The organism is Neoluteolibacter marinus (assembly GCF_014904755.1).
In the GTDB taxonomy this organism is placed as follows: domain Bacteria; phylum Verrucomicrobiota; class Verrucomicrobiia; order Verrucomicrobiales; family Akkermansiaceae; genus Haloferula; species Haloferula marina.
Window position 1 is genome coordinate 56,468 of sequence record NZ_JACZFQ010000013.1, and the last position, 25,859, is coordinate 82,326.

The window sequence follows — 25,859 nt, forward strand, 5'->3', positions numbered from 1 at the left end:
CGGCGGGGTGATCGCGAGCGGAAAGGCCCGGGAAATCAGGGGTTCTTGTCCAGATGGCGCGCGAGAAAGCGGCGGATTCTTTCCGGCTGGCCATCCGACCAGAAAGGAGCGCCGCCGTGGCCGGCACCCTCGATCACGTCCAGTTCGACCTCGACGCCGGCTTCCTTGTAGTCCTCCACCAGCAGCTCGCTCTGGCGGACTTTCACCAGCGGATCCTCGGTGCCGTGGAAGATGAGCAGGGGCGCGTCGTCCTTGGTCACCCAGGTCACGGGGCTGGCGGATTTGGCCAGCTCCGTCTTCTCGTCGACCGGGCCGCCGAAGAGTTGCTCGAGGCAGGAACCCTTGCCGCCGCGCTGGATCATCGGGTCCTTGCTGGCGGGTTGCCAGCTCACGAAGTCGGTCGGTCCGTAGTAGTCGATCCCGCAAGTGATGGCGCTCGATTGATCGAGGTTCTCGCCGACATCGAACTCCTTGGTGTCGCCGGTGGTCGCCAGCATGGCGGTGAGATGTCCGCCCGCGCTGTCACCACAGACGGCGATCCGGGCGGGATCGTAGCCGTATTCCTTGGCATGGGCGCGGAGCCAGCGGACCGCGGCCTTGCAGTCCTGGATCTGCGCAGGAAAGACCGCGTCCTGGCTGAAGCGGTATTCCACGCTGGCGACGGCGTAGCCCGCTTCCAGCAGGTCGAGGTGATAGACGCCGTCCTTGCTTCCGCCCCACCACGCGCCGCCGTGGATGTAGATGTAGAGCGGCCCCGTCGGCTTGGCCGGGACGTAAAGGTCGAGCTTCTGGCTGGCATGGCCATCGGTGACGTAGGGCAGATCCTTTAGGACCTTTGTTCCCTCCGGCACGGCGTGGGCCACGGAATGCAGCGCCATGAGCGCGATGACGGTCTTCATGGGATTCAGATTTCCTGCAGGGCCATGGTGGCGTCACCGAAAGCGCCGGGGCGGATGCCCATCTTGTCCATCAGTGAAAGGTAAAGCCGGCACATCTGGCGCTCGGGTTGATCGCGGTAGTTCAAGACGCGGCCGCCTTCAATTTTGCCACCGCCACCGCCGAGCACGACGACGGGGAGCTGCGACGCGTCGTGGTGGCCGGTCAGCATCGACGAGCAGAACATCAGCATCGAGTTGTCGAGCAAGGTCCGTTCGCCTTCCTGGATCGAATCGAGCCGGCCGGCGAGGTAGGCGTACTGCTCGAGGAAAAACTGGTTCACCTTCAGCCAGTCCTCGTTGTCGGTGTGCGACAGCAGGTGGTGGATCATGTAGTCGATGCCGAGGTTGGTGAAGCGCATCGACGAGTGGTCGTTGTTGAGCTTGAGCGTGCAGACACGGGTGGTGTCGGTCTGGAAAGCCAGCACCAGGATGTCGCACATCAGACGCATGTGCTCGCCGACGTCCTGCGGGATGCCATCGGCGGGGCGGGGGATGTTCGGCTTGTCGAGCGTCGGCCGCCAGCCCCGGAACTCGCCGCGCTTGCCGGCGTTCTCGATCCGTTGTTCGACCTCGCGGACGGAGTTGAGATACTCGTCGAGCTTCTGCTTGTCGCGGTTGCTGACCCCGCGGCGCACGTCCTTGGCATCCTCGAGCACGGCATCGAGGACGCTGCGGTCGCCTCGGCTGACGGTGTCCTTGAAGAGCCGGTCGAAGGCGAGGGCGGGATAGATTTCCAGCGGCGTCGGCGTGGTCGGCGAGGTCCACGAGATGTGCGAGCTGTAGAGCATCGAGTAGTTCTTGTGGACCGACGGATTCGACTTCTCGCAGCCGAGCACCAGGCTGGGGACCTTGGTCTCGCGGCCGTACTGCTGGGCGACGAGCTGGTCGAAGCTGGTGCCCGAGCGGATCTCGCCACCCGAAGCCAGCGGTGCCCCGGAAAGCAGGTTGCCGGTCTGCGAACTGTGGATGTTGCCCTTTTGCGCCTCGGCGTTGGTGAGGCCCTGGATGAACAGCATCTTCTCGCGGTGCGGCATCAAGGGTGAGAGGACCTTACCGAGCTCCATCGACTTGCCCTCGCCCTTGGCCCACCACTCGCGCGAGTGGAAGCCGTTGCCGGCGAACAGGACCGCCATCCGCACCGGGGCCTGGCTGGCGGGCTCCTTGCCGGTAGGCTCGTCGCCCCAGACGGTGAAGGATTCCATCCAGGGCAACGCCATGGTGACGCCGGCTCCGCGGAGAAAGGAGCGGCGGGTGAAGCGGTGGAGCGAACTCATGGGTTGTTGGGGTCGTTGGAGACAAAGTCGCGGCCGCGGATCTCGCGGAACTGCGGGCTGCGCACGATCATCTCGATCGCGATACTGACACGGTGGTCGTTTTCGGCGAGCCGCTCCTGTATTTCATCGAGGAGTGGTTCGTCGCTCAGCATCACGCCGCGGCCGAGCGCGTAGCCGAGCAGCTTCTTGCAGAACTGGCGGACGAAGTCGTCGCCGCGCTTGTTCATCAGGTAGGCGCGCAGGCCGTCGATGCCGGTGAACTCCGCGCCGTCGGGCGTCTTCGCGCTGGCGTCGATCGCCAGCCCGGCGGCGTCCACGCTGCGGAATCGGCCGATGGCGTCGAACTCCTCGAGAGAAAAGCCGAAGGGATCGATCCGCAGGTGGCAACGCGAGCATTTCGGGTCCTCGCTGTGCTGCGCGGTGAACTGCCGCTCGGTCAGGCCGGCCGGGGGTTGCTCGGGCAAGGTGGGCACGCCCTTGGGCGGGCGAGGCAGCTTCTCGCCAAGCAGGGTCTCGCAGATCCAGTTGCCGCGCAGGATCGGGCTGGTGCGCGAGGCACCGCTTTGCATCGCCAGCGTGGCGCCGAATCCCAGCACCCCGCCGCGGCCGTGTTCGCGGAGGCCGTCGACCCGCCGCCATTCGTCACCCTCGATACCAGGGATTCCGTAGTAATTGGCCAGCCGGCCGTTGACGAAGGTGTGGTCGGCGTCGAGCAGGCCGGTCACGCTGCCGTCGTTCTGGAAGAAATCGGTGAAGTAGCGAACCGGCTCCTCGTCGAGGTCGGCGCGAATCGCGGCGAAGCCGGGGAAGTGCGTCTCGCTCTTCTCATCGAGCTGGTCGAAGTCGCGGACGTGGAGCCATTGCGCGCCGAACTCGATCGCCATCCGGCGGACTTCCGGGCCCGAAAGCAGCCGCTTCGCCTGCGCGGCGAGCACGTCCGGATCGCCGAGTTTTCCCTCCGCGGCCAGCGCTTTCAGCTCGTCGTCCGGCGTGCTGCTGGTGAGGAAGTAGCTCAGCCGTGTGGCCAGTTCCAGGTCGCTCACCGGCGTTGCCCGTTCACCCGCGGCCGGCGATTCCAATTTGTAGAGGAAGGCCGGTGCCGCCAGCACCCGGGCGATCAGCAAACGGATCGAGTCGTCGTGCGGCAGCTCCTCGTCGCGCAGCTGTTGATAGAGCCCGCGCAGTTGATCCTTCTCGGGAGCCGCGAGCGGCCGGCGCCAAGCCTTGCCGGCGAAATCCAGAACCCCATCGAGCTGCGCCGGTTCCACCGCGATCCGCTCGGCTCGGAAATCCTCGGCGCGTTTCATGATGGGCTCGCGAAGCGGGTTCAGCGGGTTCTTCGCCGGATCGTTCTCGCCGCCCTGGGTGACGAATTGCCAGACCTGCTCGTAGACATCCACCTGGCGGAGGGCAGACTCGCTGACGAAGTGGAGTTCGTGCCACATCCGTTCGAGTTCGGCGGCCTGCGCGTCGTCGAGCATCAGCCGGCGGAGCTGCTCGTCCTCGCGGAAGTAGAGCAAGAGCGTCACCACGCTGTCGATCGGCACGATCCTTTCGTAGCAGAGCGCGGCAGGGAAGAGTTCGCGGAAGGCGTCGAAGCCGGGCGCCAGGTCGGCCAGTGACATCCCGTCTGGAACCGTCTTGCGCAGGGCCTCGTCCAGCTCGCCGGGCGCGGCGGGTTGTTGCCATTTTTGCGGACCACCCGGGCGGCCGACCCGCTCGATGGTCTCGAAGCGCCACAGCGCCTTCTGCCAAGTGCGGACCGTGGCGGCCGTCTCCGCGGAGCTGTTCGATTCACGCCAACGACGGCGCACCACCTCGAGCAGGGGAGAAGGTGACGGATCGTTCAGGGCGGACCACAAGGTCCGGAGATACTTCGGGCTCAGCCCGCGTTCCCCGGCGATCTCTTCAAGGTCCCCGCCGTCGCGGATCGCGAAGGTCGCTTCGAAGTACTTCTCGAGCGGGATCACCCCGGCGTCCTTCGACTGGAAGCTGACCTCCTGCACGCTGACCCGGGTTGCCTCGCCGATCTCGACGAAGCGGCCGTAGAAGTCGCGGATCGCCTTGAGCTTCTCCTCCGACCAGTCGCGGCGGGTCACTTTCTCCGAAAATCCGATGCCATCCGGCAGCAGCACCGCATGGGCGGCGACCTCCTTGCCGGCGTCGAGGTATTTGGTGAACAAGGCCGGCGACATGACCAGCGCCGCGCCGGCATTGGTGAAGCCTTCGCCTGCCGCGCCGTCGACGGGAAACTCGCGGGCGGGGTCGAGCGAATCAATGCCGGTCAAATCCCGCAAGGTGTAGGTGTATTCGGCGTTCGAAAGCCTCCGCACCACCACCGGCCCCGGATCGCCCGCGCTTTCCCGGGCGATTTCTTTCAAGGTCGCGCGAACCCAGGAACGCAGCGTCTCCTCTTCCCCGGCCAAAGGCTGGGTCTTGTCGCGCGGCGGCATCTCGTCGAGGTCGAGTTGCTCCTCGACGTGTTGCCAAACCCCGGGATCGGCGCGGATGTCCGCGACCGTTGCGAAGCGCTCCAGATCGAGGTCGCCCTTCTGTCGCTTCGCCGAATGGCAGTCGATGCAGTAATCCTCGAGGATCGGCCGGATGGTCGCCTGGAACGCCGCCTCGTCGATCGCCGGGGAAAGCGACGGGGCTCCCAGGGCGAGAAGGATCGGGGCGAGGCGTGGTTTCATTTCGCGATCGCGCTGCGGAGTCCGCGGACGCGTCCGAAACTACGGTCGCGGGCCCGCAGTTCTTCAAGTCGTTCGCCCTCGACGACCGGCATGTCTGTCATCCGGAAGGCATCTTGGAGGTTCGCGACCGGATCGACCATGCTGTAGGTGAGCCACGGCAGCCAGGTGTTCACCCCGCGGCCGCGCGGGGATGCCAGGGACACGGCCTCGGTGCACAGCCCGGTGTGGCCGTAACCGAGCGAGCCGTCGATATCGACACTCTGCCGGGTGTCGTGGAGGAGTTGGCGGGCGAACTCCGCGTAGTGACGGTCACCGGTTTTCAAATAGAGCCGGTAGTAGAGGAAAGGCGCGCCGGCAAGAAACAGGTCGGCCCCGGAGTGGCCGGTGGCAATCACACTGAAGCCGGTGGTCGCCGCGCCTTTCGGGAACACCACGGCGGGGTCGTCCTCCGGCATCGGGACGTTCCAGCAGTAGGCCCAGGTCTCGGTGAAATCCGCGGCCCGTGAAGCCGCCTCCAGCCAGCGGGCGTCGCCGGTTGCATCGTGCAGCGCGAGGAAGGCATCCAAGGCCAGGAAGCCCGCTTCCTTGTCGATGACGTTCGGATTGTCCGCCGTGCCACCGACGTAGGCGAAGGCTTCATGCACGTCCCGCCAGCAGAAGTCCCCGGCCCTAAGCGCGGCAGCGCGATATTTCCCGTCGCCGGTGGCGATGGCGAGTCCGAGCAGGAAGGGGATGGGGTGGCTGGTGTTCTGTTTGCCCCGGTCGACCGGGGTTCCGTCCTGCCGGAACTCGCGGAACCAAGAGCCGTCGGGATTCTGCTGCTTTACCAGCCAATCGCCGAAGCCGCGGCAAAACCGCAGCCACTCCGGCTTCTTGTGATCGTTCCAGGCCATGATGTCCCAGGCCCGCAGCGCACCGGTCATGCCGTCGCTGGCGACCCGGAGGAAGGTGTTGTAGTCCCGCCAGTGCGGCTTCGGGAAGGTGTCGAACCAGGTTCTCGGAAGGCCCGCGGGCGTCCGTGATTCCTTGGCCCAGAAGTCGACCATCGCCTCGCCCTGCCGGGTCATGGCGGCGTCTTGCGTTTCGATCCCGCGGCGAATGAGGTGATAGGCGAGGGGCAGTTGCTGGCCGACAAATCCCATCTGGAAGTTGAGGTGCTCCTTCCCCTCCAGCCGGCCCTCCGGGAGCTTCAGCCGGAACGGCAATCCGTAGTGGCCGTCGTGGGGACCGGCCCATGCGGCGACCAGTTTCATCCCGGCATCGTAGCTCCCGGCAATGTCGGCCCTCGTCGGAGCGGGATGAATGCGTTCGAAAGCGCTGCGCCAGACACTGCGGAGGGCGGCCGGAAAGCCGGCGTGGCCGGCGAGTTCGATCCGCAGCTTGTAGGCATGGTCGATGTCCTTGCGGACCGGGTGGAACCTCTCGCTCCACCCGTGGGTGTCCCGGCGTTGCCCGCGGGGTTTGAGGTAGGTGCGCTGGCCCTCGATACCGGGGTATTTGATGGTCAGGGCTGGTTGCGCTTGGCCGGCGATGCCGAGCGATGCGAATTGGAGGCGGGCATCCACCAGTCGCTCCGGTTTGGCGTCAGCCATGCTGGTCGAGCCATCCGGCGCCAGGTGGATCAGGGCCGCGGTGAAGCCGCTGCCGGGATCCCGCGTCATCACGAGCGGGAGCGGCATCCGGTCCTCGCGCACGACGATGCTTTCCTCCGAAAGATCCGCGGCCAGGGCGTGGGCGGGGACGTGCGCGTTCTTTCGGTAGCAGATCCCCGGGATGAAGAGTTCGCGCTCCGAGAGGCTTCGGTCGCCCGGGAGTCCGAGCTTGAAGCTGGAAACGAAGCCTTCATCGATTGCGGCCACCGATTCCACCGCGACGCGTCGTTCGAGTTCGATGGCCTCGTCCGTGGCCGTGTAGCGGTCGTTGAAAAGAAATACGCTGCCTGCAGGGGTCGTGAGCTGCCCCTGGCATTGCAAACCGGCGTTGTCCGACTCTACGGAATCATAGGTTCCGGAGAGTTCGTGGGTGCTTCCCGTCGTGGAAAGAACGGTCAGCAGCAGGGGGCCGGGCAGGGGACATTCCGCGGGCAAGCCAGCCTGGGGATTGAACCGTAGAAGTGGTGTTTCTCCCACCGTCACCGTGAGAGTGGCGTTGCCAGCCCGCAGTTCGTCGGCGCGGGTCGGGGCGGTCAAAAGACAAAGCCAGGCCGCGAGATTTCGGCATGTTGGCTGGGAAAAGTTGAGGCGGGTTCGGGTCGAGGGCCGGAACATGGGGGCAGTCTACGACCGGCAAAGAGCCACTTTTCATTTGCCCGGATGCCCTTAACCTCGCGGCCAATGGAAAACGCGGGGACGTGGAATGGCATGGGTTTGAGAACGATCCGTCGCGGCGTGGCGGCTCTGGCAGGCGTGACCCTTTTGGCCTGCGGCCTGGTGCGGGCGGAGGGCGAGGAGGCGGCCATCAAAGCGGCGGAGATTGAAGCGCGGATCGAGGCGCTCTCCACCGACCCGGCGGGCGGGGAGGAGAGCCTCAAGGTCATCGAGACCTATAAGCGGGTGCTGGAGCTTTTGGCCGAGACAAAGAAGGCCACCGCGGCGGCCGGCGACTACCAAAAGAAGCTGGCGGGGATCCCCGCGGCGCTTGAGGAGTTGGCGGCACGCAATGCCGAACCGAGGCCCGAGCCCGAGATGCCGGCTTCGGTGGATGGCTCGCTGGACGATCTCGTCCGGCAGACGGAGATCGTCAAGGCGGAGCTGGCCGAGGCTCGCAAGGCCGCCCAGGCGCATCTGGAGCTGGGCAAGAACCGGCTGCTGCGGCAGGCCGGACTTCCCGGGATGATCGCCAAAGCGGGAGCCGATCTCGGCGAATTCGCGGATGCCGAGGCACCGGCGCCATCGGATCCCGAGCTGAAGAAGGCCGAATACCTGGAGACCCTGGCCCGGCGCGAATTGCTGCGAGAGCAGACCAAACAGTACCAGGCGGAACTGCGCTATTCCGAGGCGAGCCCGGCCTTGTTTTCCGCGGAATCCGCGATGCTTGCCCGCCGGGTGGCCGGATTGAACGAATTGGCGGAGCTGCTGCAGGCCCGGGTCGATGCGCGGCGACAGATGGTGGCAAGCGACGAGGTCGAGCGGGCCCGCAAGGATCTCCAGGACGTCGCGGGCAACGCCGAGGCGGAGGCGATCGCCCGCGAGCGGCTGGAGCTGGCGGAGAGGCATGGCGGGAAGGATGGTCTGAGTGTGCGGATGGCCACGGCGGCCGCCGATCTCGCGAATCTGGAAGAATCGGTCGCCCGCGTTTCCCAGCAGTTCCTCGGAGCCCAGCAACGGGTCAATCTCCTGGAGAAGGTCAACTTGCGGATCGATCCCGCGACCGGGCGCCTGCTCCGCTCCCAGCGGCAGTCCTTGCCTTTGACCCGCAGCTTGCGCGACCAGCTGAGAAAAGCGGTCGAGAAGTCGGCGCAGGCGCAGATCGATCTGATCGCGCTCGAGGACCGGCAGTCATCGCTGCTGGCCCAGACGGCGCCCGCCGCGGACTCGGCGCCCGAGCTGAGCCGTTTGTGGAACGAGCGGATGGCCACCTTGCGGACCCTGATAGAAGACCACCAGGGCTACATCAAGACCCTGGGTGCGACGACCACTGCGGTTCGCAGCCTGATCGACGAGTCCGGGGCCTTCGCGCTGTTCGTGGACAAGCGCCTGCTCTGGATTCCCAGCACCACGCCCATCGGGCTCGACGAGCCGGCGATCGAGGCGAAGGCCATCAAGGAGATGTTCGCGCGGCGGCCTTTCGCCCCGCTGTTCCGCGACATGCGGGAGAATTTCTGGCTCTGGCTGCTGGCCGGCTGCTGCGTGAGCTACCTGGTGGTGCGCCGCCGCACCTATCGCGCCCACCTCAAGGAATGCGGGCAGCAGGCGGTCAAACGGAACTGCACCAGCTTCGTGCCGACGGCGAAAGCGATGCTCTACTCGATCAAGCTCGCCGCGCCGATCCCGCTGGCGATGTGGTTCATCTTCCTGCGGTCGGGGGAGTGTCCGGTCGGGGTGGCCCACGGGATCCGCAATGTCGCCGGCTTCCTTTCGGGCGCGATCCTGCTGCGGGTCCTGGCCCATCCCGAAGGGGTGATGGTCGATCATTTCCGCATGGAAGCGGGCCGCTGCGCGCTGCTCCGGAAGGCGTTCGACTGGTTCATCCCGACCTTGCCCCTGTTTCTCTTCCTCGCCATCGCGCTGCCCTTGGACTCCGAGGCGAGCTCCGCCGGACGGCTCTCGTTTATTGCGGTGGTGGCGGTCTTTCTCGGGCTGGTGATCCACCTGCTGCGGCCTTCCAAGGGGTTGCTCCACTGGCACGGGCGGATTGCGGACCGCTTTGCCAAGACCTGGTACATCATCGGTCTGGCGAGCACGATCGCGCTGATCGCGGGGGCGGCGGTCGGCTACTACGACTCGGTCCAGGGGCTCCGGATCCAGGCCCTGATGTCGGTCGGCCTGATCCTGGTGACCCTGTGGGTCGCCAGCATGCTGTATCGCTGGATCCTGGTTTCCCGCCGGCGCTTCGCGGTGCAGCAGGCGCTGAAACGCCGTGCCGCGGCGCTGGAGGAACGGGCGGCCAAGGAGGCGGAACCCGGGGCGAAACCGCAGAACGAGCCGTCGGTCGAGGAGGTCAAGGCGAACGCGCTGAAGGTGGTCGAAGTCGAGGAGCAGACCAACCGCCTGGTGCGCGCGGCGGCGATCACCGCGATTGCGTTCGGGATCTTCGGCATCTGGCGGCCGGCGGTTCCCGCGTTGTCGGCATTGGACCGTGTGACCTTGTGGACCGAGGCGGCCCCGGCGGAGGAAGCCAAGGCGACCGAGAACCCCGTGACCAATCTCACCCGGCCGCTGACATCGACGTCGAAGGCGGCCCCCGAGGCACAGGAAGATTCGCCCGGCGAGGTGACGCTCCAGGATCTGGTGACCGCGATCATCATCATGCTGCTGACCTTCGTCGCGGCAAGGAACATCCCGGGCCTGCTCGAGCTGATGTTTTTCCGGCACATGAACCTCAAGCCGGGGAGCAGCTTCGCCTTCACGACCACAATCCGTTACCTGATCGTGGTCTGTGGTCTGGTCGCGGCCTTCGCCCAGGTCGGAATCACCTGGGGCAAGATCCAGTGGATCGCGGCCGCGATCACGCTGGGGATCGGTTTCGGACTCCAGGAGATCTTCGCCAATTTCGTCGCCGGCCTCATCATCCTGTTCGAGCGGCCGATCCGTCTCGGCGACATCGTCACGATCGACGGGATCGACGGCAAGGTCACCCAGATCCGGATCCGTGCCACGACCATCCGGCAATTCAACAGCCGCGAACTGATCGTGCCGAACAAGGAGTTCATCACCGGCCAGCTGGTGAACTGGACGCTCAGCGACAACATCCTGCGGGTCGATGTGCCGGTCGGCATCGCCTACGGGTCCGACACCGGGCTCGCGCGGGACCTGTTGCTAAAGGTCGCCGGCGAGAACGAACGGATACTCGCGGATCCCGCCCCGATGGCCGTCTTCGACAACTTTGCCGACAGTTCCCTGGCCTTCATCTTGCGGGCCCATGTCGGCTCGGTGGACGACCTGCTCCCGGCCCGGAACGAGCTGCACTTCGCGATCGACGACGCCTTCCGCAAGGCCGGGATCGAGATCGCCTTCCCGCAGACGGATATCCACATCCGGTCGATGCCGGAGAAGCCATCGGATTCCTTGGACGACGCCAAGCCGTGACGTCGGGCCTCAATCAGGAGGGAGCAGGATTCCGTGGCGAACCAGCTCGCGGCACAGCAGCGCGACGCGTGCATGGAACTGATCGGGTGAAAGGGACACGGCTCCGGCCGGTGGAACGGCCATTTCCCCCGGCGTCGCGTCGTCCTTGCAATGGGCAAGCAGCTGGAGGAGGAAGGCATCGACCGGGCCGTCATAGGCGAGCCGGCCGGGGCTGAGCAGGCGGATGGCGATGGCCGACCATTGCTGGTCGAGCTGGGAGACGGTCTCGGCCCGCAGCCCGGGCGCAACGCCGAAGCGGGTGTTTAGGATCATCCGCTCATCGGGCTGATGGCGGGCCAACCAGTTTTCGCCCCGGCAGACGCGCTGGATGTCCTGGCCGGCGTCGGAGCGGATTTGCTCGATCCGGCGGACGTCGGAGCGGGTCCAGCGGGGGCCGTCGGACCGCTGGAGGATGAGGAACCCGGTGTGGACGCGGCGGGCGCCGAGGTCGGCGAGATACGAGATCCAGCGCTCGAGGTCAGCGGCGGGAGGAGGGGCCCCACCGTGGATGTCGCGCAACCATTGGCGGGCGTACTCCGCCGGATCCTGGGTCAGGGTCCGGAAAAGCCAGGCGTTGCACGGCTGGTCGCTGGTCCATTCGAGGGGAGCGGAGGAATTCTCGTCCCGGCCGTCGTCGTACCAGCTCAGCAGCATGATCGCGATCCCGTCCGGCGCGAGGTGATCCGGCAACGAGCGGGCGAGGTTTTCGACGAAGGCCGTGCCGGGGAGTCCTGAATCGCGGAAGGTGAACGTGGACTCCGGGGAGAGGACGAAGGGAGGATTCGCGGTGATCAGGTCGAATTGGCGGCCGGCCACCGGCTCAAGCAGGTTGCCCTGGAGCCATTCGATCGAATCTTCGCCCGCAAGGCGGGCGTTGAAGCGGGCAAAGTCGACGGCACGGCCACTGAGGTCGGTGGCCGTGACCTTGCCGCCGGCTTTGGCGAGACCCAGCGCGATCCAGCCGGCCCCGGAGCAGAGGTCGAGAGCGCGGGTGCCGGTGCCTGCCGCAGCCAGGGCACCGAGAATCCGGGTGCTGCGGCCGATGCCCATCACATGGTCGGGCCGCCCGGTGATCGACCCGGTGTGATCGGAGGCAAACCATCCGTCACCGTCCGGCTCGAGCCGTGCGCAGGAGCGGATCTGTCCCGGATCGCTTTCCACGAGCAGACCCAGTTCGAGCAGCGGTGGCAGGGCGGCTCCGAGCAGCGACTCGGCAGCGGCCCGAGGGATCCCGGCGGGCGAGGAGAACAGGCGGAGGGCAAGATCGATGCCCGGCGTTCCCGGGTCCGCGGCGAGAATGCGGCCGTCGCCGTCGAGCGGCCGGAAGTTTTTTCCCCGGTAGCCGGCCGCCTGCAAAGCCTCGCGGAGCGGCTCGGGGTCCCATGCAGCGAGTTCCTGGGCGGGAAACATCGGAGGGATCAGGGGGCCGAGCCGTGGCGGACGCGGAAGAATCCCGAGGCGAGTTGGCGCGGGACGCTGCGGGTGGTCTGCGGCCCGGTGGCGATCACCGTCGCGTGCGGCGCGAAAGGCGTGGCGAGGTCCGGGCTGTAGTCGATCTGGTATTCCTCTCCGGACACGCTCGGCCAGGTCAGGATGAGCTGGCCGGAGTCCGGATCGAGCTGGCTCGACATGATTTGGAAAAATGAGGTCGCGTCCCGCGGGTCGGTGCCGAGCCGGTATTCGTCGGTGTCCAGCAAGCCGTCGCCATCGGAGTCGGTGTCGTGGTTGCTGCTGGCGGGGTCGAGTCCCACCGAACTTTCGTAGGCATCGGGCAAACCGTCGCCATCGCCGTCAGCGGAAACCAGGCGCTTGATGTCGTAGGGCGCGGCACCGGGTGGATAGACCCGATACGTGACGCTGGCACTTTGCCAGTTCAAGGTCAGGGTCTCGGTCGGAACCGGATCCTCCCCGCCGGCCGCGGCGGGTGGTTCGGCCGACTGATCGCAGGCGACGATGAGCACCTGATGCAGGATGAGCTCCCAGAAATCCTGGCGCACGCCGTCCTGATAGCGGGCGATGTCGACCCGGACCTCGGGAAAGGGGCTGCCATCGGCACAGGCGCCCATCAGCAGCGGCGTCGACTTGTCGATCCGGCGGTGGCAGGTGAGCGCGAAACCGTCGGTGGCGACGGCGGTGGAAAGGGTCTCCACTGCGGTCCATCCCTCGTGACCGGGGTCGGTGGCTTCGCCGGGGATCCCGTCGCCGAAACGGATCCACGCCTGATAAGTCGGGGCTTCGGCCCGGGCGGCGGGCACGACCGCAACCCATGCCGCAACCGCCAGCCCGCCGAGCAGCGATTTGCCGGAAAGGCTCATGACGGATCGGGACTGAAGTCACGGGACACGACGACCGGCGCCGAACCGTCGGCCGGAACGTAGGTCCAGGTGATCTTCTCGTAGTTGAATGAGATCGACTCGGTCGGCAGCGGGTCGCCGCTGGCGCCGCCACCGGTTTGATACGAGGTCACGACGACATCGTGGAACTCGATCTTGTAGTAGTCCTGGCCTTCATTGCGGTTCGGGTCGGCCAGCGCCAGCGTCATCGACAAGCTTTCCCCGGTGGGGCTGCCGCCTCCACAAGCGAGCATCAGGATAGGGCTGGATTTGTCGATTTCCTTGGTGATCGTGATCGGCTTGTGCTGGCGGGTACCGGCCGCAGCTTCGGGGTCGCAGTCGATGCCCCACTTGAAGCTGCTGATTTCGATCCATTCCTTGTGGCCGGCTTCGGTGGCTTCACCTTTGATGTCGCCGATCTTCAAATAGCCGGCGGCATCGACGGAGTCGGTGGCCACCACGGCCGCGACCGGGGCGAACAAGGCGAGTGAGGGGGAAAACTTCGAAAGGGTGCTCATAGCACTTGATGGTGAACAAAACCTAATGGGTTTTGTCAATCGGTAAGTCCATGGAAACCAGTGCTCGAGTGTCTCGGTGCGCTGCTACCGGACGGGCCAGTCGGCGGCGTCTGTTCGGGCCCCGTCCAGGTAGCTTTTGATCTTCTCGACGATTTCCGGGTGTTCGGAGGCAAGGTCCCTGGACTCCCCGAGATCGGCGGCGAGGTCGTGGAGGACGATGGGATTCCGGATACTCTTCGACCGGATTCCCTTCCACCGCCCTTGATGGAGCACGGCTTGATGGAAGCCGCCTTCATGGAATTCCCAGTAGAGGAACTCGTGCTTGAGCTGCTTTTCCGGGGTGCCGAGGAGGGTGGGGGCGAAACTGACCGAGTCCAAGCCGGCCGGCACTTCGGCTCCCGCCACCTCGCAGGCGGTGGCGAAGAAATCCCCGAAGTAGGCGACGTGTCCCGATGCCGACCCCGCCGCGATCTTGCCGGGCCAGCGCGCGATCGCCGGCACGCGGATGCCCCCGTCGGTGAGGTCGCGCTTGATGCCCCGGAGCGGTCCGGCCGGCTGGAAGCGCGCGAGGTTGTGGCTGCTTTCGTTGTGCGGTCCGTTGTCGCTGCTGAAAATGACCAGGGTTTCGCCGGCGATCCCCAGCTCGTCGAGCTTGTCCAATATCCGGCCGACGTAACCGTCGAGGCGGGTGATCATCGCCGCCTGTCCCTTGTCGGGCTCCGGCCAGTCTTCCCCGGCGTAGGGACCGAAGTCGGGCACCTCGGCTCCGTTGTGCAGCGCCCGGTTCCGCTCGTTGTTGGCGTGGGGCATGATGAAGCTCCAGTAGAGGAAGAACGGGCCCGGATGGTGGCGCGAGACGAACTTCAGCGCTTCGTCGGTGCCGAGATCGTCGGCGTAGAGGATGCCGTCCTTTGCATAGCCACCGCCGCGTTCACCGACAGGCGTCACGATGTTGGGCAGCGGGACTCGGGTCTCGTTCCGCCACAGGTGATCCGGGTAATGATTGTGGGCGTGGACGTGGTCGAGGAAGCCGAAGAATTCGTCGAACCCTTGGTTGGCCGGTAACCCGGTGGAGGCGTCTCCGGTGCTGCCCAGCCCCCACTTTCCGATCATCGCGGTGGTGTAGCCCTCCGACTGCAGTACCCGCGCGATGGTGGTGTCCTCTTTTTGCAGGGCCGCCGCCGCGGCATGGGAATCGGGAGAATTTCCGCGGATCCGGGTGTGACCCTGGTGCTGGCCGGTCATCAGCACCGATCGCGACGGCGCACAGACCGTGGCACCGGCGTAGAACTGAGTGAAGGTCATCCCCTCCGCGGCCATCCGGTCGAGATTCGGGGTGTGGATGACTTTCTGGCCGTAGCAGCCCAGCTCCGCGTAGCCGAGATCGTCGGCGAGGATGAAAATCAGGTTCGGCCGCCCCGCCGCCCGCAGCGACGGGAGCATGGCAAGGGAAGCAAGAACAAGGGCCCTGAGCATGAACATGACCGGAATCCTCGCTTCCTGACATGGGCTCGCCAACCCAAACCTCATCCCCCGTTCAGAGGATCGATCCGGGCGCGTAAGCCGCGGCCTGCGGGTGGGCGGCTTCAAGCTCGCCGACGGCGGCGGCAAAGGCCTCGACCTGCGCAAGGGCCGCGCCGGCGTTGCTTTCACCGGCCGCGACGATGGCGGCGAGCTGCTCCTTGGAAAGCGGGATGCGTTCGTCGCCGGCGAGGCGCTCGACGAGATCGTTGACGTTGGTCTTGCCGTTGCGCAGGTCGTTCACCGTGGCGACAGCGTGCTCTTTGATCGCCTTGTGGGCGGTTTCGCGGCCGACGCCGGACTTCACCGCCTCCATCATGATGGTGGTGGTCATCAGGAAGGGCAGGTAGTGGGCGTTCTCCTTGCCGATCACGGCGGGGTAGGCGTCCATCTGGTCAAGGACGGTGAGGTAGGTCTCGAACAGGCCGTCGAGGGTGAAGAAGGCGTCCGGCAACATCACCCGGCGGACCACCGAGCAGGAGACGTCGCCTTCGTTCCACTGGTCGCCGGCGAGGCCCGCGGCCATCGCGAGGTAGCCTTTCAAAATCACGTGGAAGCCGTTGACCCGCTCGCAGGAGCGCGAGTTCATCTTGTGCGGCATGGCGCTCGACCCGGTCTGGCCGGGGGCGAAGCCCTCGCTGGCGGTTTCGTGGCCGGCCATCAGGCGCAGCGTGCGGCAAAACGACGAGGGCGCGCTGGCAAGGTCGGTCAGCGCGGCGACAACCCGGAAGTCGAGGGAGCGCGGGTAGACCTGGCCGACATTGGTCCAGACCGCCGGCATGCCGAGGTGGGCGACGACGCTCTTTTCCAATGCCGCGACCTTGGCGGTGTCGCCTTCGAAGAGGGAAAGCTGGTCCATCTGGGTGCCGACCGCGCCCTTGAGGCCGCGGACCGGGTAACGGGCGATGATGTCTTCCAGCGCGTGGAAGGCGGTCAGCATCTCCTCGCCGAACATCGCGATGCGCTTGCCGAGGGTGGTCGGCTGGGCGGCGACGTTGTGGGTGCGGGCGGTGATCAGCAGATCCGACCACTGTTCCGAGCGCTTCTTGAGGCGCGCCAGCACGGCCACCGACTTGTCGCGGATGGCCAGCAGCGAACGGTAGACTTGGAGCTGCTCGACGTTTTCCGTCAGGTCGCGCGAGGTCATGCCCTTGTGGATGTGCTCGTGGCCGGCGAGGTCGTTGAACTCCTCGATTCGCGCCTTCACATCATGGCGGGTGATCCGCTCGCGGGCCATGATCGAGCCGGGGTCCACGCTGTCCTTGGCTTTTTCGTAAGCGGCGATCGCCTCTTCGGGGATGTCGAGGCCGAGCTCGCGCTGGCCTTTCATCACCGCGATCCAGAACTCGCGCTCCAGCACGATGCGGCCCTCGGCGGACCAGATTGCTTGCAGGGCGGGGGAGGCGTAGCGTTCGGCGAGGACGTTGGGAATCACGGCGGCGAGTAGCGGCTAGCGGGACGTGGGGGGCAAGGGAAAATCGAGTCGTGGAGCGGTCGGGCGCGAGGCGGCGGATGAAGAACGCCCGAATGTCTTCAATCGGGTTTGAAGTGCCAATCCAGCGGATCAACCTTCGTCGCGACCCCTTCTCCGCGCCCGTGAAATCTCCTGCCCTCGCTTTCCTTCCACCGCTTGTCCTCCTCGCTTTCACCGCCGCAGCCGAGCCCGTGACCCCGGCCGTGGCGAATCGCGCGCCGCTGGGCCAGGGCCATTTCATCGCCCTGCCACTTGGCAGCGTGAAGCCACGGGGCTGGCTCGGGCGCCAGCTGGAGATCCAGCGCAAGGGGCTGACCGGGCACGCGGAGGAATTGCTCGACGCGGTGGGGCCGGAAAGCGCCTGGCGCGGCGGCAAGGGCGAGAACTGGGAGAAAGGTCCCTATTATCTCAAGGGTCTGATCCCGCTGGCATGGGCGCTCGACGACAAGGAGCTGCAAGACCAGGTCCGCGCCTGGGTGGATCCGATCCTCGCGAGCCAGCGCGAGGACGGTTTCTACGGTCCGGCCAACAACGATGACTGGTGGCCGCGGATGGTGGTGAACCACCTGCTCCGCGACTTCCAGGAAGTAACCGGCGATGAACGGGTGATCCCGTTCCTCGGTTCCTACTATCGCCACTTGAATGCCGGACTCGATGCCCGGCCGCTGCGGGACTGGGGAAAATCGCGGGCCGGTGATGAGATCGAGACGGTGTTCTGGCTCTACAACCGCACCGGTGACCGTTTCCTCCTCGAACTCGCCGACAAGCTCGCGGATCAGGCGTATCCGTGGACCGACATTTTCACCCGCAACCGCTTCCTGGAATTCGGCGACGATTTCCAGCCGAAGCACAACGTCAACATTCCCCAGGCGCTCAAGATGCCCGCCCTCCATTCGCTCCGCTCGGGCAAGGAAGCCGATCGCAACGCCTACGCGGCGGGCGTCGCGAACCTCGACCGCGACCACGGCACCGCGGTCGGGATCAATGCCGGCAGCGAATTCCTCGCCGGTCCTTCGACCACCCAGGGCATCGAGCTGTGCTCGATCGTCGAGCGGATGCTCAGCGACGCGAGCGTGCTGCGGGTTCTGGGCGCGGCGTCGATCGGCGACAGCCTGGAGCGCATGGCCTACAATGCCCTGCCCGGATCCCTGACCGGCGACATCCACCAGCACGTTTACTACTGCATCAATAACAACGTCGTCGCCAAGCGCGGTGGCAAGGGCTTCAACCAGGACTACGCCAACGGTAGTACCCCATCGCCGGTATCGGGCTTCCCGTGCTGTTGCTACAACTTCCACATGGGCTGGCCGAAGTTCGTCCAGAATGCGTGGGCGGCCACGCCGGACAAGGGGCTCGCGGTCCTTGCCCACGGGCCGATGGAGGTGACGGCGACCGTTGGCGACGGCCGTCGCGTCCGCTTGACGTCGGAAACGGGTTATCCGTTCAGCGACCGCATCCGGATCACCGTGGCAGCCGCCGGAGAGGTGAATTTCCCGCTGTCATTGAGGATTCCGGCATGGTGCAGCGCGGCAGTGCTGTCCGTGAACGGCAAGGCGGAAGCCGCCCCGCGGGCCGGCAGCTTCGCGACGATCCGGCGCCGCTGGCGGGACGGCGATGTGGTGAGCCTGGACCTGCCGATGCAAATCCAACTGCGGCCGGGGGTGAATGGTAGCGTCTCGGTCGAGCGCGGACCGCTGGTCTATTCGCTCGGGATCGCGGAACGCAGGGAGAGTTTCGAGACGGGCAAAGTTGAAGGTTTCGACTCGCTGGAATTGTTCCCAGAGGCGGCGTGGAATTACGGGCTGGTGATCGATCCGGCCGATCCGGCAGCCAGCTTCGAGGCCAAGGTGGGAGATGTGCCGGCGAATCCGTTCGATCGCGCGACGACCCCGGTCATCCTCACTGCCCGGGCCAAGAAGGTCGCGGAGTGGAAGCTCGCGCCCGGCGGACTGGTGGCGCTCGATCCGCCGGTCAGTCCGGTGGCTTCGACGGCCAGCGAAGAACGGATCGCCTTGGTCCCTTTCGGCGCCGGAATGCTGCGGGTGACCAGCTTTCCGGTGATCGGGGACAAGGATGCCACGCCGGCGGCCACATTCTCGGACTCGTTCGCGGCGGGGCACCATGACGGTTGGATTTTCTACGGTGGCGGCTGGTTTGTGCGCGATGGTGCCTTGCAGGCGGCCTCCAACGCCCATTCGGGGAGTTCGGGGCTGGCCGGGGTGAAGGCGGTGAACCCTGCGGCCCGATTCCGCGATCTCGCCTACGAGGGCAAGGTGACGGTGAACGAGTCGGGGGATGCCGGCCTGATCTTCCGCGTCGGTGACGCGGCGATCGGCGCGGACACCTACCGCGGCTACTATGCGGGTATCAGCGTTGAGCGCGGTGAGGTGATCCTCGGCAAGGCGGACAATGCCTGGGCCGAACTTGCGGCGGCCGCCATGCCGCTCAAGGCCGGGGATGACCATGTGATCCGGGTGGAGGCGAAGGGGAGCCGGATCCGGGTCTTCGTCGACGACATGAACCGGCCGAAGATCGAGGTGGAGGACGACAGCTTTGCCGACGGCTGCATCGGGGTGCGGCGCTACACGACCCGCCCGGAGCGCAATCCCGCATCGTTTTCCGGGCTCAAGGCCAGCGGACTCTAGGAGGCGAGGCGCCGGGCCATGCGCGGGAACAACAGCCAGTGGAAGGGGAGCACCGAATACCAGTAGGCCCGCCCGAGCAGGCCCTGGGGCCGGAAGGTCGCGGTCTGGCGCAAGGTGGACGATTCGACCTGGAATTCCAGCCACGCCTCGCCAGGGAGTTTCATCTCTGCATAAAGCATCAGCCGGCCCCGCTCGCGGTCGGCCACCACGACCCGCCAGAAGTCCAGCGCGTCCCCTGGCCGCAAGTCGGTCGGGTGCCGGCGGCCGCGGCGGAGACCGATGCCACCGGCGAGCCGGTCGATGGTCCCGCGGAGGTGCCAGGCCCAGTCCATCGAAGGCCAGCCCCGTTGGCCGCCAAGCGACCAGATGGCGTCGAGGACCTGCTCGCGGGGTGCCTGCAGGGGGACCCGCTGCTCGTCGCGCAGGACGCCGTGTTCCGGGACCTTGATCGCATCGATGAAGCGCGGCTCCAGTGAGCCGTCGTTGAGCGCGTCGAACCAACTCGAAGGCACCCGGTTCTGGGCGATCCGTGCCAAGGCCCTCTCGACCGCCTCCCGGTAACCGATCAGCCGCGGGGTCAGGAAATCCCGGATGGCGGTGTCGCGGCACACCGTTTCATTTTTCATCGAGCTGACCAGGCTGCGGGCGAGCTGGAAGCGGGTCGTCGTCATCAGGTAGAGCCACCACGACGAAAGCTTCGGGCTGAGGAAGGGGACCGGGATGAAGCGGCGCTTCAAGCCGCGGACCTCGGCGTAGCCGGCGAGCAGGTCGCGGTACCGGAGGATTTCGGGACCACCGATGTCGAAGGTCTTGCCGGCGGTTTCCGGGCAATCCAGCAGGCCGGTCAGGTAGTCGATCACGTTGCGGATGGCGATCGGCTGGCAGCGGGTACTGACCCAGCGCGGGCAAATCATGACCGGCAGTTTCTCGGCGAGGTCGCGGACAATCTCGAACGAGGCGGACCCCGACCCGACGATGATCGAGGCCCTCAGGACGGTCAGCGCGATTCCGCTTTCCCGCAGGACGTCCTCGACGTGGAGCCGCGAGCGGAGATGCAGCGAAAGCTCCCGCGATTCGTCGACCAGCCCGCCGAGATAGAGGATCCGCTGGCAACGGGTCGCCGACAGGGCGGTCGTGAAAGCGCGGGCCGTGGCTTCCTCCCGGGCGGCAAAGTCACCGCCGCCGCCCATCGAGTGGAGCAGGTAATACGCGGCGTCGAGGTCGTCGGGAAAGGCAGGCAGGCTCCCGGGTTCCAGGAAATCGCCCTCGATGACCTGGAGACGGTCACCGGCACGCTCGAAGTCACTGGCGGGAAATCTCCGGCGGTCGCGGACCACGGCGGTGACGCGGTGACCGTCGTCCAGCAAGGCCGGCAGCAGGCGCAGGCCGATGTATCCGTTCGCCCCGGTGAGCAGGAGGTGCACCGTGGAGCTTGGCACGGATCGCGGGAACTGCTCCGGAAAAGTGCGTCAGAACTCCAGCTTCCGTGGCTTCGGTGCCGGACGATTCAGCTTGTCGCAGGCCAGCTTGCAGAGCTCGAAGACCATCGGCTCGCAAATCTGGTAGATCACGCTGGTGCCCTGCTTGGTGCGCGAAACCAGGCCGGAATCATGCAGCATCTTCAGCTGCTTCGAGACATTCGCCTGGGTGGTCGGCAGGGCGTCGACCAGCTCGCCCACCGCTTTCGGGCCCTCGCGCAGTTCCTGCAAAAGGGCGAGCCGCGTGGCTTCGGAAAAGACGCGGAACAGGTTGGCGACACGTTCGAGGTCGGAAAGGGATAGCTTGGCGGCCATGGCGGACGATTGGGGGGAGATTGCCACAAAAATCCGCTTGCGCAAGAATAACCATATGGCTATATAACGATAACGAAAGCGGGACGGGCAATCACCGCCAGCGAAACCAATGAAAACGAATCTGAGTCCCCGGGAAGTCCAGGAAGGCCGTGCCGCCGGCACGGTGCAGTTGATTGATGTCAGAACACCCGCCGAGCACGGCGAGATTCACATCGAGGAAGCCACCCTGATGCCACTCGATCGTCTCGACCCGGCGAAGGTCCGCGACGGGTCGAGCGACCGCACCTGCGTGCTTGTCTGCCGCAGCGGCAAGCGGGCCGAGCAAGCACGCCAGAAGCTGGCCGCCGCCGGTTGTGAAAACCTGGCTGTTCTTGACGGCGGCGTCACCGCCTGGGAGCAGGCGGGCCTGCCGGTGGAGCGCGGTGCCGCGGTAATGCCTCTGGAGCGCCAGGTCCGGATTGCCGCAGGACTGCTGGTGCTGACGGGCGTGACCCTCGGGTTCGCCGTGCACCCCGGCTTCTTCGGCCTCAGCGCCTTCGTGGGCGCGGGGCTGGTGTTCGCCGGGATCACCGACTGGTGCGGGATGGGCCTGTTGCTCGCCCGCATGCCGTGGAACCAGCGCAGCCGCTCCTGTTCCCATTGAAGCATCCCCCGGATTAACCTCTATTACCCAATGCCATGTTCCTCCGTCAGATCACCGATTCCGCGCTCGCGCAGAACGCCTACCTGATCGGCTGCCAACGCACCGGCCAGGCGATCCTCATCGATCCTGAACGCGACCTCGACCGCTACTTCGAGGTCGCGGCGGCCAACGGCCTCGAGATCACCGCGGTCGCGGACACCCACATCCACGCGGACTACCTGAGCGGGGCCCGCGAGCTGGTCGAGCGCCACGGCGCGACCGCCTACCTGTCCGCGGAAGGCGGGGAGGACTGGCAGTTCGAGTGGGCGCAAGGCAACCGCAAGGCCCGCTTCCTCCACGACGGCGACACCTTCAAGGTCGGCAACATCGAGTTCAAGGCCCTGCTGACGCCGGGCCACACGCCCGAGCACCTGAGCTTCCTGGTGACCGATCTGGGCGGGGGGGCGGACGAGCCGATCGCGCTGTTGAGCGGGGACTTCATCTTCGTCGGTGACGTCGGCCGGCCGGACCTGTTGGAAAGTGCGGCCGGGCAGACCGGGGCGATGGAGCCGTCGGCGCGCACCTTGTACGAAAGCCTCCGTAGTACCGCCGATCTGCCCGGTCACCTGCAGATCCTGCCCGCCCACGGGGCCGGCAGCGCCTGCGGCAAGGCCCTGGGATCCGTCCCCGTCAGTGTCCTCGGCTACGAGCGCCTTTTCAATGGAGCGCTCCGCGAAGCCCTGGAGGGCGGAGAGGACGACTTCGTGAAGGACATCCTGTCCGGCCAGCCCGAGCCGCCGTTGTATTTCGCGCGGATGAAGCGCGACAACCGGTCAGGCCCGGCGCTGTTGCCCGGTGGCAAGTTGCCGGTGCCCCGCCGGATCAAGGAGGACGAACTCGACGAATGGGTCGCGACCAAGGGCCGGGCGATCCTTGATCTGCGTGGAGACCGCAGGCTCTTCATGTCCCGCCACCTGCTCGATTCCCTCTATGCTCCGCTTGATGGTGGCAAACTGCCGCTGGCGGCGGGCTCCTACGTGGAAGAAAACACCTCGTTGCTGCTGGTTGTGGACGGGGAGTCGCAGCTCGACGAGGCGGTACGCCAATTGGTGCGCATCGGCCTGGATGCAGTGGATGCCTGGATCCCCGCGATCGAAGCGACCCACGCGCATCAAATGACGAGCGCCTTCCCGCGGATCACTACTGCCGAGCTTCGCCACGTCCTGGAGGAAGACCCGGAAGCGGTGGTGCTGGATGTGCGGAGCGCCGACGAATTCGCGGCGGGTCACGTCGAGGGCGCCCTGAACATCGCCTACACCCGGCTTGCCGAACGGGCGGGTGAGATTCCCGGCCGGCGGACGATTTACGTTCACTGCGGCAGTGGCCTGAGGGCGGCGATGGCCACGGCTTTCCTTGGGGCCAAGGGTCACAATGTCGTCCACGTCGACGGCGCCTATGGCGAGATCGGAGCTCCTGCGCTCTCCGTGAAATGAACCCGCTGGCGTGGCTCGGCGCCTGCCTGATCGGCCTGTCGCTGGGGCTCACCGGTGCCGGCGGTAGCATCATCACGCTGCCGGTGCTGGTCTACCTCGCCGGCGTGCCACCCGCCGATGCAGTCGGGTTGAGCCTGTTCATTGTCGGCGTGGCGGCGGCGGCCGCGGCCGTGCAGCGCTGGCGGGCGGGGGACTTCCATCCGCGGGCGGCATTGATGTTCGCGCTTTCCGGGATGGTCGGTGCCTGGCTCGGAGCGCGGTTCACCCGCATGGTGTCGCCGGAGATCCTGATGGCGTCGTTCGCGGTGCTGATGCTGGCGGTTTCCGTCAAGATGCTGCTGGCGCGTGACGGCGACACGACGGAAGCCGCCGTTTGCCAGCCTTTCCGCTGTGTCGGCGCTGGCACCGGGGTGGGGATCCTGACCGGCTTCCTCGGCGTCGGCGGCGGATTCCTGCTGATGCCCGCCCTGATGAAATTCGCGCGCTTGCCGCTGCGGGCGGCGACGGGAACGTCGCTGGCGGTGATCGCCTTCAATGCGGCTGCCGGCTTTGCCGCCCATGCAGGAGAGCAGGATCACACCGACTGGACCCTCGCCGCGACCTTCTCGATCCTGGCTGTGTCAGGCTCGCTGGCGGGCAATGCCCTGGCGTCGCGCTTGCCGGTCCGGCACCTGCGCCGGGGATTCGGCGTGATGGTCCTGCTGACCGGTGGCTGGGTCCTGTGGCGGAATCTGGCGGGCTAGTTCTTCGGGACGATTTGCCAGACCTCGCAGATCTGGTTGCGCTCGGGGAACTTCGAGCCGAAGCGGTCCGTCTGGCCGAGATAGGCGGCCTGCACGCGCTGGCCGGGGCGCTTGGCATTGTCGAGGATGCGCGCCACCGCGGTGGCCCGGTCGGAGGACAGGACGCGGTTGGTATCGACGTTGCCGGTTTCCGAGGCGTAGCCGATCACGATCAGCAGGGCGTGGTCCGGAGCGTCGCCTGCGAAGGCTTCGATTTTGGCGAGGTCGTCGGGCGGGACCTCGGCGGACCCGGTGGGGAAGTCGATCTTGTCGAGGACGTTGGCGCCGAGTTTGACGCCGAACTGGCTGTAGGCCGTGGCTACCTCTGAGTCGGGCTTGTTCTCGAGCGCCCTCAGTCCGCGGAACAACTCGAGAGCTTCCTTGAACATCTCATCCTCGGTGCCGGCGAAGAGCGAGGCCTGGGAAAGCTTGGCTTCGAGCTCGGCCAGCCGGGCGCGGAGCAGGTCGCGGTCGGAGGTGACTTCCATCAGCCGGGCCTGCAGGTCGGCGGGACCTTCGCGGAGGCGCTGGACTTCGTCGCCGAGCTCGATGATGCGCTTGTTGGCGGCTTCGAGCTGGGATCTCAGCGAGGCGGCGTCGGAGCCGTCGATCAGGGCGCGGCTGAGCTTCTCCTCGAGCTTTGCCGCCTGGTCGCGCAGGACGCCCTGGAGCTTGATCGCGTCGGTGAGCTCCTTGCTCCGCTGCGCGAGTTCGGCGTCCTTCTGGATGATCAGGTCCTTCACTCCCTTGGCCATGGCGACCAGCGTGGCGGCGTCGTCGGTGATCCGGGCGGCGACCGCCTCGGCGGACTCGGTGGTTTCACCGTAAAGCGGCGAGAGGCCGAGCTTGGCCCGCTCCTGGTTGACGCTGGACTGGAGCATCTGGATCTTCGCCTTGGCCTCGCGCAGGGCAGGGTCGTCGCCGGCGTTGGCTCCCGCCGGTTCGGCCGGACGCGAGCGGATGGCGGTGGCAATCAGCACGCCGACGAGGGCGATCGCGATGAAACCAAGCGCGAGCACCGAGGTCGGCAGGGTCACCGCGGACTTTTCCTCGGGGTGGTGTTCTTCCACGTGCGGCTCGGTTTCGGGGGCGTCGTCGGGCGGGTTCATGGGCGCAGATTGGCGTGCGTGCTTGATTTGTCGAATCTGGAAATCATGGGACGGGGCTGCGCAGGCTCCCCGGGTCAAGGCGATGCAACGCCATCTTCCAGCATCCGGCGGAGGATCTTTGGTTCATCCGGACGGCATCAGCTCAAGAAGCTGATCCGGCGTGGATATGAGATGTTCCGGCGACTCCGCGGCGAGGGATGCCTCGGAGTTGAAGCCCCAGGTGACGGCGGCGACGGCGATCCCCGCCTTCTTGGCCGCCTTGATGTCGCGGATCTCGTCGCCGACATAGAGCATTTCCTCCGGATGCAGGGAGAAGGTCCGGCGGATGGACCGGAGATGGGTCGATTTCCCGGTCAGCTTGGAGGTCGAGGAAATGAAGTCGAACTCGTCCCGCAACCCCCGCGCCTTGAGGAAGAGGTCGACATTCGTCTCGGTGTTGGAGGTCAGCACCCCGAACGAATTGACCCGTTCGCGGAGCACCGGCAGAACGGCGTCGATGCCGTCGATCAGCGGCAGGTTGGCGATGTTGCCGCGCATCAGGGAAGTTCCGCGGGACAGCAGCGAGGGCACCCGGCGCTTCGGGATGTCGAGGTGGTCGAGCAGCTCGAGCACCGAAAAATGGCGGAGCGCGGGCAATTCCTCCGCCGCGACCTCGCGCAGGCCGTAGTCTCCTGCCAGCAGGTTGTAGATCCGGCGGCTTTCCTCGAGGGTGTTGGCGAGGGTGCCGTCGAAATCGAAGATGATCGTGCGGTAGGCCATCGGTTGGTGGAACGCTTGACGACAAAAGCCGGAAGAGGACGTCAGGGGAAAGACAAAAGAGGGCCGGAGGTGATGGGAGGCACAGGATTGCGGGATTCCTCCTTGGAAAAAGGGCGGGG

Annotated in this window: 18 protein-coding genes; 5 read left to right on the forward strand and 13 right to left on the reverse strand. The window is 66.3% G+C overall.

All coding sequences use genetic code 11. The annotated features are described in order from the left end of the window. Window positions 1–35: 35 nt before the first annotated feature. Genes IG178_RS03280 through IG178_RS03295 form a run of 4 tightly spaced genes read right to left on the reverse strand, consistent with a single transcriptional unit; the run spans window position 36 to window position 7,094 of the window. Window positions 36–899 carry an alpha/beta hydrolase gene (locus IG178_RS03280; RefSeq protein ID WP_193211078.1) on the reverse strand — a complete coding sequence of 288 codons (864 nt, stop codon included), beginning with the start codon at window positions 897–899 and terminating at the stop codon, window positions 36–38. Between the two features lie 5 nt (window positions 900–904). Beyond that, window positions 905–2,212: a DUF1552 domain-containing protein gene (locus tag IG178_RS03285; RefSeq protein WP_226894703.1), complete on the reverse strand. Its 1,308-nt coding sequence runs from the start codon at window positions 2,210–2,212 to the stop codon at window positions 905–907. After that, the gene (locus IG178_RS03290; protein WP_193211079.1) at window positions 2,209–4,905 is read right to left on the reverse strand and encodes a DUF1592 domain-containing protein; all 2,697 of its coding nucleotides are present in this window, start codon (window positions 4,903–4,905) and stop codon (window positions 2,209–2,211) included. Before IG178_RS03290 ends, IG178_RS03285 begins: the two co-directional genes overlap by 4 nt. Continuing rightward, window positions 4,902–7,094 (reverse strand): hypothetical protein, encoded by a 2,193-nt coding sequence (locus tag IG178_RS03295; RefSeq protein WP_226894705.1) that lies wholly within the window; start codon window positions 7,092–7,094, stop codon window positions 4,902–4,904. Before IG178_RS03295 ends, IG178_RS03290 begins: the two co-directional genes overlap by 4 nt. Window positions 7,095–7,292: 198 nt before the next feature. Here IG178_RS03295 and IG178_RS03300 point away from each other — a divergent pair, with 198 nt between their 5' ends. After that, a complete protein-coding gene (locus IG178_RS03300; protein ID WP_343225921.1) occupies window positions 7,293–10,652 on the forward strand; it encodes a mechanosensitive ion channel domain-containing protein in 3,360 nt (1,119 codons plus the stop codon). Window positions 10,653–10,661: 9 nt separating this feature from the next. Here the strand turns inward: IG178_RS03300 and IG178_RS03305 are convergent, their stop codons facing one another. From IG178_RS03305 to purB, 5 genes are all read right to left on the reverse strand, one after another. Next, entirely contained in the window at window positions 10,662–12,101 is a 1,440-nt protein-coding gene (locus IG178_RS03305) for a methyltransferase (RefSeq protein ID WP_193211082.1), read from the reverse strand. An 8-nt stretch (window positions 12,102–12,109) separates the two neighbouring features. Beyond that, window positions 12,110–13,006, reverse strand: a complete 897-nt coding sequence (locus IG178_RS03310) for a type VI secretion system tube protein Hcp (RefSeq protein ID WP_193211083.1) — start codon at window positions 13,004–13,006, stop codon at window positions 12,110–12,112. Beyond that, a complete protein-coding gene (locus IG178_RS03315) occupies window positions 13,003–13,542 on the reverse strand; it encodes an Hcp family type VI secretion system effector (protein WP_193211084.1) in 540 nt (179 codons plus the stop codon). The genes IG178_RS03310 and IG178_RS03315 overlap by 4 nt, the downstream gene beginning before the upstream one ends. Window positions 13,543–13,626: 84 nt before the next feature. Beyond that, on the reverse strand, window positions 13,627–15,018 hold the full coding sequence (locus IG178_RS03320) for an arylsulfatase (protein ID WP_226894707.1): 1,392 nt from the start codon (window positions 15,016–15,018) through the stop codon (window positions 13,627–13,629). Between the two features lie 61 nt (window positions 15,019–15,079). Next, window positions 15,080–16,498, reverse strand: a complete 1,419-nt coding sequence (gene purB, locus IG178_RS03325) for an adenylosuccinate lyase (protein WP_193211086.1) — start codon at window positions 16,496–16,498, stop codon at window positions 15,080–15,082. A 161-nt stretch (window positions 16,499–16,659) separates the two neighbouring features. On the opposite strand from purB, the gene IG178_RS03330 reads away from it, so the two are divergent. Next, the gene (locus IG178_RS03330) at window positions 16,660–19,182 is read left to right on the forward strand and encodes a beta-L-arabinofuranosidase domain-containing protein (protein WP_193211087.1); all 2,523 of its coding nucleotides are present in this window, start codon (window positions 16,660–16,662) and stop codon (window positions 19,180–19,182) included. On the opposite strand, the gene IG178_RS03335 is transcribed toward IG178_RS03330, so the two are convergent. Next, window positions 19,179–20,606 carry a DUF2867 domain-containing protein gene (locus IG178_RS03335; RefSeq protein ID WP_193211088.1) on the reverse strand — a complete coding sequence of 476 codons (1,428 nt, stop codon included), beginning with the start codon at window positions 20,604–20,606 and terminating at the stop codon, window positions 19,179–19,181. The genes IG178_RS03330 and IG178_RS03335 overlap by 4 nt on opposite strands. A 45-nt stretch (window positions 20,607–20,651) precedes the next feature. After that, window positions 20,652–20,975: an ArsR/SmtB family transcription factor gene (locus IG178_RS03340; RefSeq protein ID WP_193211089.1), complete on the reverse strand. Its 324-nt coding sequence runs from the start codon at window positions 20,973–20,975 to the stop codon at window positions 20,652–20,654. Between the two features lie 109 nt (window positions 20,976–21,084). On the opposite strand from IG178_RS03340, the gene IG178_RS03345 reads away from it, so the two are divergent. Genes IG178_RS03345 through IG178_RS03355 form a run of 3 tightly spaced genes read left to right on the forward strand, consistent with a single transcriptional unit; the run spans window position 21,085 to window position 23,833 of the window. Continuing rightward, a complete protein-coding gene (locus tag IG178_RS03345) occupies window positions 21,085–21,618 on the forward strand; it encodes a rhodanese-like domain-containing protein (protein ID WP_193211090.1) in 534 nt (177 codons plus the stop codon). Window positions 21,619–21,653: 35 nt separating this feature from the next. Continuing rightward, entirely contained in the window at window positions 21,654–23,090 is a 1,437-nt protein-coding gene (locus IG178_RS03350) for an MBL fold metallo-hydrolase (protein ID WP_193211091.1), read from the forward strand. Beyond that, on the forward strand, window positions 23,087–23,833 hold the full coding sequence (locus IG178_RS03355; RefSeq protein WP_193211092.1) for a sulfite exporter TauE/SafE family protein: 747 nt from the start codon (window positions 23,087–23,089) through the stop codon (window positions 23,831–23,833). The genes IG178_RS03350 and IG178_RS03355 overlap by 4 nt, the downstream gene beginning before the upstream one ends. On the opposite strand, the gene IG178_RS03360 is transcribed toward IG178_RS03355, so the two are convergent. Both IG178_RS03360 and IG178_RS03365 read right to left on the reverse strand, forming a co-directional pair. After that, window positions 23,830–24,981: an OmpA family protein gene (locus IG178_RS03360; RefSeq protein ID WP_193211093.1), complete on the reverse strand. Its 1,152-nt coding sequence runs from the start codon at window positions 24,979–24,981 to the stop codon at window positions 23,830–23,832. The two genes, IG178_RS03355 and IG178_RS03360, sit on opposite strands and share 4 nt — an antisense overlap. Window positions 24,982–25,104: 123 nt before the next feature. Next, window positions 25,105–25,740 (reverse strand): HAD-IA family hydrolase, encoded by a 636-nt coding sequence (locus tag IG178_RS03365; RefSeq protein ID WP_193211094.1) that lies wholly within the window; start codon window positions 25,738–25,740, stop codon window positions 25,105–25,107. Window positions 25,741–25,859: the final 119 nt, after the last annotated feature.